Here is a 15,727-nt window from a genome sequence, read left to right on the forward strand (position 1 = left end):
CCAACGGTATTCCCGTCGTGAGCCGACACTCCTTGCGACGGTCGGACTGCCTCCCCGTCCTCGCCGGTCTGGTGATTCCCGGTGACCGGTTGGACACGCTTTGGTAGCCCGTTGCCGCTGGATCAGCGTATCAGACCTCGGGCCTCCCCCTGAACGTGTGACCTGCGGCCCGGTAGCCCCCTGGTCAGGCCTTTCACGGGGGGCTCGGGCTGGGGCGCGGGGTCTAGAGCGGGATGTTGCCGTGCTTCTTGGGCGGCAGCGCCTCACGCTTGTTGCGCAGCGTCCGCAGTGCCTTGACCAGGTGTGCACGGGTCCCGGAGGGCGTGATCACCGCGTCCACGTAGCCGCGCTCGGCGGCCTCGTACGGGTTGAGCAGGGCATTCTCGTAGTCGGCGATCAGCTCCTGCCGCAGAGCGGCTTCCTCCTCCGTGTCCTTGGCCTCCGCCAGGACGCGGCGGTGCAGGATGTTGACCGCGCCCTGGGCGCCCATGACGGCGATCTGGGCGGTGGGCCAGGCCAGGTTGAGGTCGGCACCCAGGTGCTTGGAGCCCATGACGTCGTAGGCGCCGCCGAAGGCCTTGCGGGTGATGACCGTGATCAGCGGGACGGTGGCCTCGGCGTACGCGAAGATCAGTTTGGCGCCGCGCCGGATGATGCCCTCGTGTTCCTGGCCGACGCCGGGCAGGAAGCCGGGGACGTCCACCAGCGTGATCACGGGGACGTTGAAGGCGTCGCAGGTGCGGACGAAGCGCGCGGCCTTCTCGCTCGCGTCGATGTCGAGGCAGCCGGCGAACTGCATCGGCTGGTTGGCGACGATGCCGACCGGGCGGCCCTCGATGCGGCCGAAGCCGGTGATGATGTTGGGCGCGAACAGCGCCTGGGTCTCCAGGAACTCGGCATCGTCCAGCAGGTGTGCGATCACCCGGTGCATCTCGTACGGCTGGTTGGCGGAGTCCGGGACGATGGTGTCCAGCTCCTCGTCCTCGGCGCTGACCGCGAGGTCGGCCTCCTCCGGGTAGGCCGGGGGCTCCTCCAGATTGTTGGAGGGCAGGTAGGACAGGAGCGCCTTGACGTACTCGATGGCGTCCTTCTCGTCCCCCGCCATGTGGTGGGCGTTGCCGGATGTGCTGTTGTGCGCGCGGGCACCGCCCAGCTCCTCCATGCCGACTTCCTCGCCGGTGACGGTCCTGATCACTTCCGGGCCGGTGATGAACATGTGCGAGGTCTGGTCGACCATCACCACGAAGTCGGTGATCGCGGGGGAGTACACGGCGCCGCCCGCACAGGGGCCCATGATCAGGCTGATCTGCGGGATCACACCGGAGGCGTGGGTGTTGCGGCGGAAGATCTCGCCGTACAGGCCGAGTGCGCTGACGCCCTCCTGGATCCGGGCGCCGCCGGAGTCGTTGATGCCGATGACCGGGCAGCCGGTCTTCAGCGCGAAGTCCATCACCTTGATGATCTTCTGGCCGTAGACCTCGCCGAGCGCGCCGCCGAAAACGGTGAAGTCCTGGGAGAAGACGGCGACCTGACGGTCGTCCACGGTGCCGTACCCGGTCACCACACCGTCGCCGTAGGGGCGGTTCTTCTCCAGGCCGAAGTTGGTGGACCGGTGCCGGGCGAACTGGTCGAACTCCACGAAGGAATCCTCGTCCAGCAGCAGTTCGATCCGCTCCCGTGCGGTCATCTTGCCCTTGGCGTGCTGCTTCTCCACCGCGCCGGAGGAACCGGCGTGCACCGCCGAGTCGATCCTGCGGCGCAGGTCCGCGATCTTCCCGGCGGTGGTGTGCAGGCCCGCGTCACTCACCTGGGCGTGTTCGGCGCTCATCGTTCACTCCGTGGGTTGTCGAGGGGACCGGTCGGTGTCAGAACGTGTCGTGCGGGACGTACCCGCCCCACACATCGCGCAGGGCGTGGGATACCTCGCCGCCGGTCGCGTGCAGGCTGAGGGCCTCGCGCATCGGGAACAGGACATTGCCCGTCCCCCGGGCGGCGGTGCGCAGGGCGTCGAGGGCCCGCTCGACGGCGTCGTTGTCGCGTTCCTTGCGCAGCTCCGCGAGGCGTTCGCACTGCTCGGTCTCGATCCGGGGGTCGACCCGCAACGGCTCGTAGGGCTCTTCCTCGTCGAGGACGAACTTGTTGACCCCGACCACGGTCCGCTCCCGGTCCTCGATCTCCAGCGCGAACCGGTACGCGGCGCCCTCGATCTCCGACTTCTGGAAGCCCTGCTCGATCGCCGATACGGCGCCTCCGCGGTCCTCGACGGCCTGGATCAGCTCCAGCGCCGCGGCTTCGAGATCGTCGGTCATCGACTCCACCGCGTAGGACCCCGCGAACGGGTCGACGATCTTGGTCACGTCGCTCTCGTAGGCGATGACCTGCTGGGTGCGCAGCGCCAGCCGCGCCGCCTTCTGGGTGGGCAGGGCGATGGCCTCGTCGTAGGAATTGGTGTGCAGGGACTGCGTTCCGCCGAGGACCGCGCCCAGGCCCTGCAGGGCCACCCGTACGAGGTTGACCTCGGGCTGCTGCGCGGTCAGCTGCACCCCGGCGGTCTGGGTGTGGAAGCGCAGCATCTGCGACTTGGGATTCTTGGCGTTGAACTCCTCGCGCATGATCCGGGACCAGATCCGGCGGGCCGCGCGGAACTTCGCGACCTCCTCCAGCAGCGTGGTCCGGGCGACGAAGAAGAACGACAGACGGGGTGCGAAGTCGTCGACGTCCAGGCCCGCGCCGATCGCGGCGCGCACATACTCCTTGGCGTTGGCGATCGTGAACGCGATCTCCTGCGTGGGCGTGGCCCCTGCCTCGGCCATGTGGTAGCCCGAGATGGAGATCGTGTTCCAGCGCGGGATCTCCTGGTGGCAGTACGCGAAGATGTCGCTGGTCAGCCGCAACGACTGCTTCGGCGGGTAGATGTACGTACCCCGGGCGATGTACTCCTTGAGTACGTCGTTCTGGATCGTGCCGGTCAGCCGGTCGCCCGCGACCCCCTGCTCGGCCGCGACCAGCTGGTACATCAGCAGCAGCGTCGACGCGGGGGCGTTGATCGTCATCGATGTGGAGACCTTGTCCAGCGGCAGGCCCCGGAACAGCGTCCGCATGTCGTCGATCGTGTCGATCGCGACGCCGACCTTGCCCACCTCGCCCTGGGCGATCGCCTCGTCGGAGTCGTAGCCCATCTGCGTCGGCAGGTCGAACGCCACGCTCAGACCGCCCGTGCCGGCGTTGACCAGCTCGTGATAGCGCTCGTTGGACTCCTTCGCGGTGCCGAAGCCGGCGTACTGCCGCATGGTCCACGGCCGCCCCGTGTACATCGACGGGTACACACCGCGGGTGTAGGGGAACCGGCCCGGATCACCCAGCTTGGCGGCTGTGTCGAAGCCCTCCGTCGCGGAGGCGTCGTAGACCGCCCGGAGCGGCAGGCCGGACTCGGTGCGCGCAGCGGAATCCATTCAGAATCGCCTCCGTGGAACTCGATATCACCTCGACGGTACTTAGTACCATTGTGGGTGGCAAGTGGCATCGGAGCGCGCAGACGGGCAAGGATGAGCGGTCATGAGCAAGCCAGGCGCACGGGAGCGACTCGCGGAGGCGGCGTTCGCCCTGTTCGACGAGCGCGGATACGAGCAGACCACCGTCGATGACATCGCCGAGCGGGCCGGGCTGGGGCGTACGACGTTCTTCCGTCACTACCGCAGCAAGGAAGACGTCATCTTCCCCGACCACGACCGGCTGCTGGAGCTGATCAGGGACCGGCTGGCGACGTCGAGCACCAGCACCGCGCTGGTCGCGGTCTCCGACGCGGTGCGCCTGGTGCTGCTCCACTATCTGGACGAGGGCGAGCTCGCGCGCCGGCGGTACGCGCTCACCAGCAAGGTGGCCGCCCTCCGTGACCGCGAGATCGCCAGTGTGGCCCGCTACCAGCGGCTGTTCCGGGAGTTCATCTCCGACTGGATGGGCGACTCGACGGAGTCGGCTTCGCTCAAAGCCGAGCTCATGGCCGCAGCGGTGGTAGCGGCTCACAACCATGTGCTGCGGCGATGGCTCCGGGGGGAGAGCCCCGACCCCGTCGGGGAGGTGGACGAAGCCATGCGCGAGGTCATCGCGCTCTTTCCCGCCCCCGGTTCTCACGGCGGCAGTGGCGACGGCGGCACCACGGTCGTCGCGTTCACCACCGACCGGCACATTGACGCGTTGCTCCCCTCGCTACGACGTCTCATCGAGGGCACGCCCGAGTGAAGGGCCGATCACCGTCCGCTGCCCGCGTGTGGCCGGTGGCCACTGTCGGTGGGTGGGCTGATCGTGTGCGCGCCCAGGCGCCGGTGGGCTGCGCGGGGCAGCCGGAGCCGGTCGCGTTCGCCCCGCACCCTTGGCCGAACCTCCGGCTACGGGATGGGAGAGTCCGGCGCGAGGGCTTGTTCGGCCCAGATGGTCTTGCCGGTCGGGGTCTGGCGGCTGCCCCAGCGCTCCGTGAGCTGGGCGACCAGCAGCAGGCCACGGCCGCCCTCGTCCATGACACGGGCGCGGTGCGGATGGGGGGCGGCGCTGCTGCCGTCGGACACCTCGCACACGAGGGAGCCGTCGCGGATCAGCCGTAGCCGGATGGGGCCGGCGGCATGCCTGATCGCGTTGGTGACCAGTTCGCTGACCACCAGCTCGGTGACGAACGTCGCCCCCTTCATCCCCCACGCCGACAGCTGGTCCGCGGCCAGCTTGCGGGAGTGGGCGACGATCGCGGGGTCAGCGGGCAGGTCCCAGGTCGCCACCTGGTCTGCGTCGGTACGTCCAGCGCCTCGCCGAAGCTGCTGAGCCCGAATCCGCCGTACGGCACGGCGACGTCGAACCAGCCGTAGGTGTTGACCCGCACCACGCCCGCCCGGATGGCGGCGGCCATCCGGTGGCCGCGCCCGATGTCGCGGGTCCGGACACCGGAGGCCAGGCCGAACGAGGTTTGCCGTGGCGGCAGACCGCTGCGAGCTACTGGACCGGGGCCCCGGCGAGCCCGAAGCTGCGGGCGGGGCTGTTCAAGGCGCTGGCGCAGATCAAGGGCGTCAAGCTCGTCGGCACCGTCAAGGACAGCGCCGGGCGCGTCGGGACAGAGCTGGCGTTCAGCGGGAGCATCTTCCGAGACCGGATGATCATCGACCCGAAGACGAGTGTGCGCCTGGAGAGCACCGAGACGTGGGTGAAGGGGGGAGAACGCCGGCAAGGCCATCCACCGGGCGTACCTGTCCGTGGGCCTGACCGACAGAATCGCCTGACGGGACCGGCTCCGTACGCCGTACGAACACGCAGATGCCCCCGGCCGACCGCCGGGGGCATCTGGTGTTCAGGGGGTCTGCCCCGCCCTCCCGGCGGACTCGCCCACGGCGCCGCTTCCCCCTCGGCGAGTGAGCCGAAGTGGAGCGGTCGCTGTCGAAAAGGAGAACGCGCGGAGGCCCGCGAGGAACGAGCGGGTCGAGCACGATCGACTGTCGACAGCGACTGAGCGGAACGGAGGCGAACCGAGCCGCCCAAAAGGAGTGCGGGAACCGTCACGGCCGGGCGACTGTGAACCGGCCGCCGTCCTCCCCTTCCGGCTGCAGGTCCACCTGCACACGGTGCGTGGTCCCCTGGTCCACGGTGCCGCCGAGTTCGGCGGTGACGACACCGATCCGCAGTCCGCCCCGGCCGGTGCCGGAGCGGTGGACCTGGACCGTGAACTCCAGGCTCACCTTCTCCACGGTGAAGCCCAGTTGATGGTTCTCCCCGTCCTGGCGGGCCTGTTCGAGTTCGCCGCGCACCTGGCGGATCACCTCGGCCAGCCCTACGAAATCAGGCGGCTCCACCATTTCGTACCCCCGACGATCACTGTCATCCGGCCGCCAAGTATGGCGCACGAACGGGGACATGACACAGCCCCGCGCGTATAGTGTCCGGATATGGAGGCCGACGGGGGAATCGGTGTCGAGACTTCTTTGGACACGCCGCACTGGGCGGCCCGGATCCGGCGGGACAACGGCAAGATCGCGGGCACCGGGATCCTGCTGAGCCCGGACCGGGTCCTCACCTGCGCCCATGTGGTTGCCAAGGGGGAGCGGGTCACCGCGGAGTTCGTCGGAGCGCCTGGTCACGAGGTGCCGTCCGTACCGGCGTGGGTGCTGGATGACGCGTACAGACCGGAGACCCTGGACGCGGACGGCGATCCCAGCGGAGATGTGGCGCTGCTGCGGCTGGAACGTCCGCGCCCCGCCGCCGAAGCGGTGTCGCTGTACCGGCTGTCCGCGCCGAACCGCGAAGTGCGGATGTACGGCTTCCCGAAGGGGTACAACGGGGGCATCTGGCTCCGGGCCACCATCATCGGTGGCTGCGGGCGGGACGGGCAGGTGCAGCTGGGGCCGCAGACCCCGGGCGAGCTGGCCCGCCCGGGATGCAGCGGCGCGGGCGTGGTGGACGTCCGGACCGGTCAGGTCATCGGGATGGTACTGAGCGCTCAGGAAAGCGACGGAAGCGGCTTCTCCTTCATGAGCCCCGCCGAGACCATCGTCCAGCACCTGCCCCAGGTCGCCGAGTGGACCCGGGGGAGAACGGCGGTGGACGAGAAGCTGCGCTCAAGGGATTCCGGCGGTGACGAGGCGCTGCTCGACGAGCCGTTCGCGCAGCGGCTCGCCCGCTGGTTCCGGGGCGATGGACGCCAGGTGAAGATCAGTCTGGTCCCCGCCGACGACTGGGCGCGGGCGGCGACGCTGCGCCGGGCGATCACCCTGGCCGACCGGGAGCTGCGCACCCGGGCATCCACCGGCCGCGCCTCGCTGGACCCGCCCGAGACCGTGCCCTCGGCCGGCGGCCACGACCTCGCGGTGGACGCCGCCGGGCTGACCGCGGCCCGGATCGCGGAGCGGATCGCCGAGCGCATGGGCCTGTGGCAGCACCCGGGCGACCCGGTGATCGAGCGGATCCGGTCCGCGCCGGTGACCCTCACCCTGGTCGTGGCGGGTGTCGACGAGGCCGCCGATCCGCCCGCGCTGTTGGATCTGCTGGTGATGCTCATGGCCCAGGGCAGCCGGCTGCTGCTGGTCTTCCGCACCCCGGACACGCACTACCGGCGCGCCCAGTCCGAGCTGGTGATCGGACCGACGCAGGGACGTTACGAGCGTCTCGTCGGGCAGCTGGACGAGATCACCGGCCCGCTGGCCGTCGCGCTGCACGAACGCATGGCCGCCGTACGGGCGGACACCGGCCCGGCCGTCGACGCCCTGGTGCGCGCCCACGCCGTACGGGAGGACCTGGCCGGGACCCGGGGCGTGGTCGCCGGCCTCGGGCAGAGCCCGGAGCTGGCCGCCTACGAACGGGTCGCCGGCCGGGCCCGCGCCCGGCTGGACAAGGTCATCGCCCGGCTCGACGCGCTGCTGCGCCGGCGCGACGAGCTACGCGGCAGGCTCACCGCGTACCACGCGCTGTACCAGGGCGCCACGGACCGGGAGGACCTGGAGGCGGAGACCCACTACCGGGACGCGTACGAGTTGCTGCACACCAAGCCGTGCGATCTGGAGGCGGCCGAGGCCGCGGTGCACCGCTACATCCACTTCGTGGAGCGCTGGGGACGCAAGAGACCGGGACAGGGAGGTGCCTCGCCGCTATGACTCCTACGCCGGCTCCGACGCCGTGCGGCCGTGCCGGCTGCGCGGGCAGCATCATGGCCACCGGCTTCTGCGACACCTGCCACCGCCTGCCGCCGGGCGGCGCCACCCGGCCCGCGCCGCCCCCCGCCCCCGCCCCGCAGACGGGCCCGGCCCCCGCGGTCCGGCGCGCTCCTTCGGCGGCAGGCGACCTCGACCGGGACGGCCTGGTGCTGCTGCCGCACATTCCCGAGCCCGCCCCGGCCGACGCCGTCAGCACCACCGCCCGCCCGCCCACCGGCGGCCGGCGGTGCGGTTTCAAGAACTGCACCGGCACCATCGGCGTCGGCTACGGCGGCCGGCCGGCTCCGGACCACGGCTACTGCCCGGAGTGCGGCACCCCGTACTCGTTCCAGCCCCAACTGCGGCCCGACGACCGGGTCGGCGAGCACTACCGCGTGCTCGGCTATCTCGCCGCCGGCGGACTGGGCTGGGTCTACCTCGCCGAGGACACCCGGCTGCCGGACCATCGCGTGGTTCTGAAGGGGCTGATCAACACCGGTGATGCCGTCTCCCGCCGGGCGGCCGTCGAGGAGCGCCGATCGCTCACCACGCTGCACCACAGGGACATCGTCCGCATCATCACCTACGTACAACACCGTGTCGCCGGGGAAGCCGAACCGACCGGGTACATCGTCATGGAGTACATAGGCGGCCGCCCGCTCGACCAACTCCTCTACGCCTCCGACGAGGAGCTGGAGGAACTCTTCGGGGAACCCTTCGGAACCGACCACGTCCTCACCTACGGCTGCAAGATCCTGGGCGCCCTGGAGTATCTGCATGACCAGGGTCTCCTGTACTGCGACATGAAGCCCGACAACGTCATCCACTACGGGCGGGAGATCAAGGTCATCGACCTCGGCGCGGTCCGCCGGATCGACGACCGCGCGTCCGGCCTCGTCTACACCCCGGACTTCGCGCCGCCGAAGAAGGAACGCGACAGCCGCGGCTTCCACATCGACACGGACCTCTACACCGTCGGCCGGATGCTGCAGGCCCTCGCCGCCCGAGCCGTCCCGCGCACCGGCCTCGCCGCCCGCTCCTTCGACCGGCTGATCCGGCGCGCGACACACGACGACCCGGCCGCTCGCTTCACATCGGCGGCGCAGATGTCCCGCCAGCTGTGGGAGGTGCTCCGGGAGAACCGCGCCCTGAGCCGGCACGAGCAGTACCCCGAACGGTCCACCCGCTTCGAGCCGACCGCGGTGCTCTTCGGCTCGGCCCTCGGCACGATCCCGTCGCTGGGCCACTGGACGACGCGTCCCGGCGACGGCCCGCCGGACCTGGACAGCGGGGCGCCGAGCCCCCAGGAGGTCATCCGGGGACTGCCCGTTCCCATCCCCGACCCACAGGACCCGGCCGCTGTCCTGCTCGGCGGACTCGCCGCCGACAGCCCGGAACGGATCGCCGAGCGGGCGGAACACGATCCCGCGCTGCGCACCGTGGAGGTCGCCCTGTGGCTGTGCCGTGCCTACCTGAGCGGCCGCGATCCGGAGCAGGCCGCCGCGGCCCGCTGGCTGGGTGAGGCCGCCGGCCTGATGGGGCCGGACACCGCCGGGTACGACTGGCGGCTCTCCTGGCACCGGGGCCTGCTGCGGATGACGCAGGGCCAGGTGAGCCAGGCGCAGGGCGAATTCGCCGCCACCTACGCCGCACTGCCCGGCGAGTGGGCGCCCAAGCTCGCCCTCGGCTACTGCTCGGAGTATCTCGGCGGCGCGGAGCCGGAGGCCGAGCAGTACTACGAGGCCGTCTGGCAGCGGGACCGGACCCAGGGCAGTGCGGCCTTCGGCCTGGCCCGGGTCCACCTGCGCCGCGGTGACCGGGAAGCGGCCGTCCAGGTGCTCGACAAGGTCCCCACGACCTCGCGGCACTTCGACGCCGCCCGGGTCGCGGCGGTGCGCGTGCTCGCGGGCCGGCTCTCCGGCGCCGCCCCGACCGCGGCCGGACTGCGCGAGGTGAACGACCGGCTGAAGGAACTGCGCCTCGACGGGGGCGAGTCGAGGGACCGGCTGGTCGCCGAGATCCGGGAGAACGTGCTCGGCTGCCGCCCGGGAGAAGGACGGGAAGCCGGCTTCCGGGGCGTCTCCGGCCTGCCGGACGGCGCGCTTTTCGGGGCGTCGGACGGCCCACGGCCGCTGGCCGCGCTGCTCTTCGAGTCGCTGAGGAATCTCGCCGACCAGGCGCAGAACGCCGACGAACGCGGTGACCTGCTCGACCGGGCGTACGCCGTCCGGCCCGAAACCAGATTTTGAGATCCGCCACAAGCGTGGCGACGAGGGGGCGAGGAGCACGGGCACAGTGGACGCACACGCGGAGCACACGGGACACCCGAAAGGGAGGCCGACCGTCAGCCTTACGGTCAGCCAGCAGAAATACCTGCCCGCCGGGGCACGCGAGCAGGAGATGCATGCCATCCTGACCGTCCGGGTCGACGGCGCGGGCGGCGCCGGTCCGGGTCCGGCACTGGCCGAGGTCCTGGTCATCGACTGCTCCAGCTCGATGGACCGGCCGGAGGAGAAATTCCGAGCGGCCAAGAACGCGGCCGTCGCGGCGCTGCGTATGCTGCCCGACGGCACCCCGTTCGCCGTCGTCCAGGGCACGCACACCGCGGAGACGGCCTACCCCGCCACCGGGCCCATGCCCCGGGCCACCGCCGCGCTGCGCTCGGACGCGGAGCGAGCCGTGCACCGTCTGCTCGCCGCGGGCGGCACCTCCGTCGGCACCTGGCTGGACCTGTGCCGCCGGCTGCTGGCAGCACAGTCCGCGCCCATCGGGCACGTCCTGCTCCTCACCGACGGCAGAAACGAACACGATGACCAGCTACCGCTCGCGGGCGTCCTCGACGTCTGCGACGGGCAGTTCGTCTGCGACGCCTGGGGCATCGGCGACGGCTGGGATGCACAGGAACTGCTCCGCGTCACAAGCCGCCTGCACGGCAGCGCCGACGCGGTGCGTGCGGAGTCGGACCTGCCGGGGGAGTACCAGAAGCTGATACGCGGCCTGCTCACCAAGGCCGTTCCGGAGCTGGTGATCCGGGTGGTTCCCTCGCCCGGCAGCACGGTGCGCTACCTCAAGCAGGTCTACCCCACCGAGACGCGCCTGACGGGGACCGGCGTGGCCCCCGGCGACGGGGCGTCCGAATTCGTCACCCGGGCATGGGGGGACGAGACCCGCCGGTACCAACTGTGCCTGTCCACCGACCCCGCCGGCCGCCCCCGCCGGGAGGACCTGCAACTCGCCGTCGTCGGCGTCGATCTGCCCGACGGCGGGGAGGCGCTCCTGCCGCCGCCCCAGCCGTGCGTCGTGCACTGGACCGACGACCCGGTCCTCTCGCAGCGGACGGACGACCAGGTCCTCCACTTCCGGCTGTACCAGGAGCTCGGCCGGGCCGTGGCGGGCGCGTCCGACGCCTACCGCCACGATGATCCGGATCTGGCCGAGCGGCACCTGGGCAGGGCGGTGGCGCTCGCCCACAGCGTCGGCGCCCGGCAGCAACTCGCCCAGCTGGAACGGCTGGTGGAGATCCATGACGCCGCCGCCGGCCGGGTCAGGCTCCGCCCCGATCTGCTGCCCGTCGACTTCCAGCACCTCATCACCGCCAGCAGCCGCAGCACCTACGGGCCCGAACTGGACGGACCCGGCGCCGCCACCGGCCCCGGCGGACAGCCCGACGCTACGGCGCCCTGCCCGGCATGCGGTGAGCAGACGCCCGCGAGCGCCAAGTTCTGCCCGCTGTGCGGCCATCGCTTCGAGGCCCGGCCGTGAGCGCCACCGCGCGGGACCTGGCCCGCCGGCTCTGGCTGCTGCTGGCACTCGGTGCGGCGGCCACCGTCGCGCTGTTCGGCGCGTACCAGGCCGTGAACGGCGACGCCGTGCCGCTGTCGTCGTCGAGTGCTCCGGGGGTGCTCGCGGTGGACACCGTGAAGTACGCGCTCGACCAGGCCCAGCAGGGAGCGCAGCGGGACGCGCCACTGGGAGCTGCCGGGACCGGCGACTTCCACACCCAGATCTCGGTCGCCAACCAGAACCTCGCGCTGGCCGCGTCCGACAACGTCACCGGCCGCGGGGGCCGGCAGACCCTCCAGACGGTGGCCGGACTGATTTCTGTCTACTCGGGCTGGATCGAGAAGGCCAACCAGGCGTCGAGCGGATCGCTGCTCCAGAAGGCCTACCTCCACTATGCACAGAGCGTGCTCGGCGACACCAATACCAAATCGCTGGGGGACCCGTCCGTCATGGGCCGACTCTTTGAACTGCGGAGTGAGCAGGTGAAGGTGGTGAGCAGGCAGACCTCCTTCGGCTGGCCGCTGTGGCTGGGGTGGAGCGCGGTGCTGGTGCTGTGCCTCTCCCTCTGCGGGGCCCTGCTGGAGGCGCAGCGGTTCTCGCGGCGGCGCTTCCGGCGGCGCTGGAATCGGCCTCTCGCCGCGGCCACCGCCCTGCTCGTCGCCGGCGCGACGACCCTCGGGCTGTTCACCTGGCGTACGCAAACCGGGATGACGCACTCCGGGGCGCTGCTGATACGGCCACAGAGTGGCATCCACATACCGGACGCGCAGGCCCAGGTGGCCGGACAGATGGCGGGTGCCGGCTTCCGGGCGGCGGCGGCCGGCTGGATCCTGGCCGGAGGGGCGTTGCTCATGGTGCTGATCGTCGCGGGACTGATGCCGCGCATCGCCGAGTACCGATTCAGGGCGTCGCGATGAGGCGGCCACGGACTCGGACCCTCGGCGTCCTCGGCGTATGCCTCGCTTTGCTCGCCGGGCTGGCCGTGGCTGTGAACGCGTACCGCTGGAACGGCTCGGTCACCCTGCTCGCCAACTGGACCGGCGACAACGAAAAGAACTTCACGGCCCAGGTGATCAGTCGGTTCGAGAAGAAATACCGGATCCACGTCATCTACCAGGGCAGCTCCGCCGAGAGCCAGGTGCTGGCGGCTGACCTCGAAACCGGTACGCCGCCGGACGTGGCGGTTCTGCCCGGACCGGGCGAACTGGCGGACTACGCGTACGGCGGCCACCTCCAGCCCCTGGACAGCTTGGTCGGCACCAAGGACTTCAGCACCACCTGGATGCCCAAGGTGACCGGGCCACACCGCACGACGCACATCTACTGGGTGCCGGTCAAGGCCGATCTCAAGAGCATGGTGTGGCACCCCGCCACACTGTCGTCGGGCCGGCTCGCCGCGGCCGCGGCCAAGCCCGATGCCTGGTGCCTGGGCATGGGATCCGGCGCTACATCCGGCTGGCCCGGCACGGACTGGCTGGAGGACATCCTGCTGCAACAGGCCGGCTCGAAGGTGTACAGCCAGTGGGCGACCGGCAATCTCAACTGGAGCGACCAGCGCGTGCAGCGAGCCTGGACCACCTGGGGCGCCCTGGTCGGCGCCGGCACTCCGCACATCAGTAAGGCGCTGACCACTGACTACGACAAGGCCTCGGGCGGAGCGGCGAAGCGTCCGGCGACTTGCCGGCTTGAGCACCAGGCGTCGTTCGTCCGCGACTCCTGGCAAAAGGTGCACGGCACCTACGCCCCTTCCGCGGCGGTCATCCCGGAAGCAGACCCGAACGCCAACCGTTGGGAGGTCTCCGGGGACCTGGCAGCCATGCTGCGGGACACGCGGCAGGCCAGTCTGCTGATCCGGTATCTGGCCTCGGACACCGTACAGCGGGCCTGGAACACCACGAAGTCGGGCTTCTCGGCGAACAAAAAGGTGCTGCGGGAGGCCTATAAGGGAGACCAGACCGCCGAGCGCATCGCCACGACGCTGAGCGATCCGTCGGCCGAGCTCTGCTGGGACGCCTCCGACGCGATGCCTCCGGCGATGCGCGACGCCTTCACCCTCGCAGCGCTGCGCTTCCTCGCCACCGGGGATCTCAAGACCCAGCTCGCCGTCCTGGAAACCGTGCGTGCCCGCCGGGACCCGGCACGGCTCACATCGGTTTGCGGGCACGGCTGAGGTCGAGCACATGATGTTCCGCCGGCGCGCCACCGGGATCCCGCCCGGTTCGCTCGGACGCAACGACATGGACACCCGCGTCACGCGAAGCGCTCCGCATGCAGTTCGGCGGACGCAAGGCAACTCAAGCCCACGCCATCGCCCGACAGCGGGATCCGCCGTGTCGGTGGCGGTGGCCGGCTGCACATAGCCCATTGACCGGCATCATCACCCGGACGGTCGCGCGGCTTCACCCGCATGCCTCTGAGGGGGTGCTCCTTCGGCGGAGCCCAGCAATGCTCGGGCTCAGCAGCCCTCCCTCCATGAGAAGAGAGATCCGCATGCCCGCGTCTTGCGTTCTTGGTCCGCGGAGCCGCGTACGCCGGGGGTACGCCCTCGCAGCCGCGCTCACGTCCCTGGCGTCCGTCGCCGCTCCGGCCGCTGCCGATGGCGGTTCCGGCAGAACCGGTGGCCCGGCCGGCCCCCGGCCCACCGTGGTGGCGGTGCATGGCGCGTTCGCCGACGCCTCGAGCTGGAACGCTGTGGTGGAACGTCTGCAGCGGGCCGGCTACCCCGTGGTCGCCCCGGCCAATCCGCTCCGTGGTCTCGCCCAGGACTCCACCTACATATCGAGCGTCCTGAAGAGCATTCAAGGACCGATCGTGCTGGTCGGCCACTCCTATGGCGGTGCGGTGATCAGCAGTGCCGCGAACGGAAACCGTCAGGTGAAGGCGCTGGTGTTCATCGACGCATTGATGCCGGACAAGGGCGAAGTGCTCAGTGAGCTGGCGGCCAAGTTCCGGGGCAGCGAACTCAGTTCGGCGCTCAAATCGGTGCCGTTCCGCAATGCCGACGGCACCATGGGGGCTGATCTGTACCTCCAGCCCGACAAGCTCCGTCGGGTCTTCGCCGCCGATCTCCCCGCGGCCATGACGCAGCAGATGGCCGTTTCCCAACGGCCCATCGCCGCCTCGGCGTTCGCTGGCAGGGCCGCCGCGGCCGCCTGGAGGGCGATCCCCTCGTGGGCGCTGGTCGGTACCAAGGACAAAGCCATCGCCCCTGACGTCGAACGCTTCGAGGCCAAGCGCGCCGGCTCACACACCATCGAGGTCAGCTCGTCGCACGTCGCCATGATCTCCCACCCCGACGCCGTCACCGATCTCATCCTCGCCGCCGCCGCTGCCAAGTCGGCGCCCGCGAAACCTGCTCTGGCGGCGACGGGCTCCAAGTCGCTGGTCCTCATGGAGCTGGGCACGGTCGCCGGCGCAGCCGTGCTGGCGGGCGCGGGGCTCGTCAAGAGCGCCCGCAGGCGCCGGGGCCCCGCTCGCTGATCGCCGCCGATACGGCACCAGCGTCCACCCGGGGTCCGGCCGACCGGGTTCCCGCAGTACCCCGCACGGGTGGTCCCAACGACACGGAGCGTCACCATCTCTTCGCCGTGGCCGGGCCCACCCGCTGCGGCGGCACCGCTCGATGCCGCCGCAGCGGGTGCGGCCGGGCCTCTACCGGGTGCTGGACCCCCCGCCATCCCCACCTCGCCGAACTGATCGGCGAACCATCCCTGCACGACCGGGACTTCCATCGCTGGTGGGCCGGCCAAGACGTCCTGCACCGCACCCATGACACACAGGGCTACCACCGTGGTCGGCGCCCTCTCTCCTCTTCCGTGTGCGAGGCGCGGGCGCGTTTGCGCCCCAGCGCCCCCACCACCAGGGGCGTGAGTGGTAGATGAGGTGGGCTCGGAGCCGGAATCGCAGCGCCGCGCGGAGGGGCCTGTGTAAATGTCCGGGTCTTGTCACGACGGAATCCCGGAAAAGCAACTAACGAAAATCTTACATCGTTCGGCGAGGCATGGGATGCCTCCTGACCTGCGGCTTTTATTTAATTCACATTGTGAGAAACTCTCTCAGATTCAATTCATCGCTATCTAAGGAGAATTGGCTTCCGGGGTTGGATTTCTCGCGTAATGTTTTCCATGTCGAAGCCGGAAGGCGGCGGCAGGAAAGCAGAGAGAATCACCCCGACGAGGAGACCGTTATGAGCTTCCGCAAGATCGTTCCCGTCAAGCAGCACGAGCCCAAGCGCCACGTGAAGCCGGCCCCGAAGAAGAAGAGCGTCACCAAGGCCCGCCCGC

Annotated in this window: 11 protein-coding genes and 1 pseudogene; 7 read left to right on the plus strand and 5 right to left on the minus strand. The window is 70.5% G+C overall.

All coding sequences use genetic code 11. The features are described from left to right. Positions 1-223: 223 nt before the first annotated feature. Together FCI23_RS13330 and FCI23_RS13335 are read right to left on the minus strand one after the other, a co-directional pair. Positions 224-1,828 (minus strand): acyl-CoA carboxylase subunit beta, encoded by a 1,605-nt coding sequence (locus tag FCI23_RS13330; RefSeq protein ID WP_136723718.1) that lies wholly within the window; start codon positions 1,826-1,828, stop codon positions 224-226. Positions 1,829-1,865: 37 nt separating this feature from the next. Then, positions 1,866-3,452 carry an acyl-CoA mutase large subunit family protein gene (locus FCI23_RS13335; RefSeq protein ID WP_136723719.1) on the minus strand — a complete coding sequence of 529 codons (1,587 nt, stop codon included), beginning with the start codon at positions 3,450-3,452 and terminating at the stop codon, positions 1,866-1,868. 103 nt (positions 3,453-3,555) lie between these two features. Between FCI23_RS13335 and FCI23_RS13340 the strand changes: the two genes are divergently transcribed. Beyond that, a complete protein-coding gene (locus tag FCI23_RS13340; RefSeq protein WP_136723720.1) occupies positions 3,556-4,239 on the plus strand; it encodes a TetR/AcrR family transcriptional regulator in 684 nt (227 codons plus the stop codon). Between the two features lie 146 nt (positions 4,240-4,385). On the opposite strand, the pseudogene FCI23_RS13345 reads toward FCI23_RS13340, so the two are convergent. From FCI23_RS13345 to FCI23_RS13355, 3 genes and pseudogenes are all read right to left on the minus strand, one after another. Continuing rightward, positions 4,386-4,778, minus strand: a pseudogene (locus FCI23_RS13345) (ATP-binding protein); the annotation flags it as partial. Beyond that, positions 4,679-5,215, minus strand: a complete 537-nt coding sequence (locus FCI23_RS63710; RefSeq protein WP_136723722.1) for an aldehyde dehydrogenase family protein — start codon at positions 5,213-5,215, stop codon at positions 4,679-4,681. The gene FCI23_RS63710 and the pseudogene FCI23_RS13345, both read right to left, overlap by 100 nt. 319 nt (positions 5,216-5,534) lie before the next feature. Then, the gene (locus FCI23_RS13355) at positions 5,535-5,831 is read right to left on the minus strand and encodes a trypco2 family protein (RefSeq protein WP_136723723.1); all 297 of its coding nucleotides are present in this window, start codon (positions 5,829-5,831) and stop codon (positions 5,535-5,537) included. Between the two features lie 90 nt (positions 5,832-5,921). On the opposite strand from FCI23_RS13355, the gene FCI23_RS13360 reads away from it, so the two are divergent. The 6 genes from FCI23_RS13360 (at position 5,922) to FCI23_RS13385 (ending at position 14,924) form a co-directional block, all read left to right on the plus strand. Beyond that, positions 5,922-7,622: a S1 family peptidase gene (locus tag FCI23_RS13360; protein ID WP_136723724.1), complete on the plus strand. Its 1,701-nt coding sequence runs from the start codon at positions 5,922-5,924 to the stop codon at positions 7,620-7,622. Beyond that, positions 7,619-9,910: a serine/threonine-protein kinase gene (locus FCI23_RS13365; RefSeq protein ID WP_169316788.1), complete on the plus strand. Its 2,292-nt coding sequence runs from the start codon at positions 7,619-7,621 to the stop codon at positions 9,908-9,910. Before FCI23_RS13360 ends, FCI23_RS13365 begins: the two co-directional genes overlap by 4 nt. Before the next feature lie 46 nt (positions 9,911-9,956). Next, entirely contained in the window at positions 9,957-11,423 is a 1,467-nt protein-coding gene (locus FCI23_RS13370) for a VWA domain-containing protein (RefSeq protein ID WP_246143679.1), read from the plus strand. Continuing rightward, entirely contained in the window at positions 11,420-12,361 is a 942-nt protein-coding gene (locus tag FCI23_RS13375; protein WP_136723725.1) for a hypothetical protein, read from the plus strand. The genes FCI23_RS13370 and FCI23_RS13375 overlap by 4 nt, the downstream gene beginning before the upstream one ends. Beyond that, positions 12,358-13,614 (plus strand): extracellular solute-binding protein, encoded by a 1,257-nt coding sequence (locus FCI23_RS13380; RefSeq protein ID WP_136723726.1) that lies wholly within the window; start codon positions 12,358-12,360, stop codon positions 13,612-13,614. Before FCI23_RS13375 ends, FCI23_RS13380 begins: the two co-directional genes overlap by 4 nt. A 482-nt stretch (positions 13,615-14,096) precedes the next feature. Next, positions 14,097-14,924: an alpha/beta fold hydrolase gene (locus FCI23_RS13385; RefSeq protein ID WP_246143680.1), complete on the plus strand. Its 828-nt coding sequence runs from the start codon at positions 14,097-14,099 to the stop codon at positions 14,922-14,924. Positions 14,925-15,727: the final 803 nt, after the last annotated feature.

The organism is Actinacidiphila oryziradicis (genome assembly GCF_005047355.1).
In the GTDB taxonomy this organism is placed as follows: domain Bacteria; phylum Actinomycetota; class Actinomycetes; order Streptomycetales; family Streptomycetaceae; genus Actinacidiphila; species Actinacidiphila oryziradicis.

Bases quoted from the DNA above. Each gene is read 5' to 3' on its own strand.
- FCI23_RS13330 (WP_136723718.1), bottom strand. From the start codon at position 1,828: ATGAGCGCCGAACACGCCCAGGTGAGTGACGCGGGCCTGCACACCACC.
- FCI23_RS13335 (WP_136723719.1), bottom strand. From the start codon at position 3,452: ATGGATTCCGCTGCGCGCACCGAGTCCGGCCTGCCGCTCCGGGCGGTC.
- FCI23_RS13340 (WP_136723720.1), top strand. From the start codon at position 3,556: ATGAGCAAGCCAGGCGCACGGGAGCGACTCGCGGAGGCGGCGTTCGCC.
- FCI23_RS63710 (WP_136723722.1), bottom strand. From the start codon at position 5,215: ATGGCCTTGCCGGCGTTCTCCCCCCTTCACCCACGTCTCGGTGCTCTC.
- FCI23_RS13355 (WP_136723723.1), bottom strand. From the start codon at position 5,831: ATGGTGGAGCCGCCTGATTTCGTAGGGCTGGCCGAGGTGATCCGCCAG.
- FCI23_RS13360 (WP_136723724.1), top strand. From the start codon at position 5,922: ATGGAGGCCGACGGGGGAATCGGTGTCGAGACTTCTTTGGACACGCCG.
- FCI23_RS13365 (WP_169316788.1), top strand. From the start codon at position 7,619: ATGACTCCTACGCCGGCTCCGACGCCGTGCGGCCGTGCCGGCTGCGCG.
- FCI23_RS13380 (WP_136723726.1), top strand. From the start codon at position 12,358: ATGAGGCGGCCACGGACTCGGACCCTCGGCGTCCTCGGCGTATGCCTC.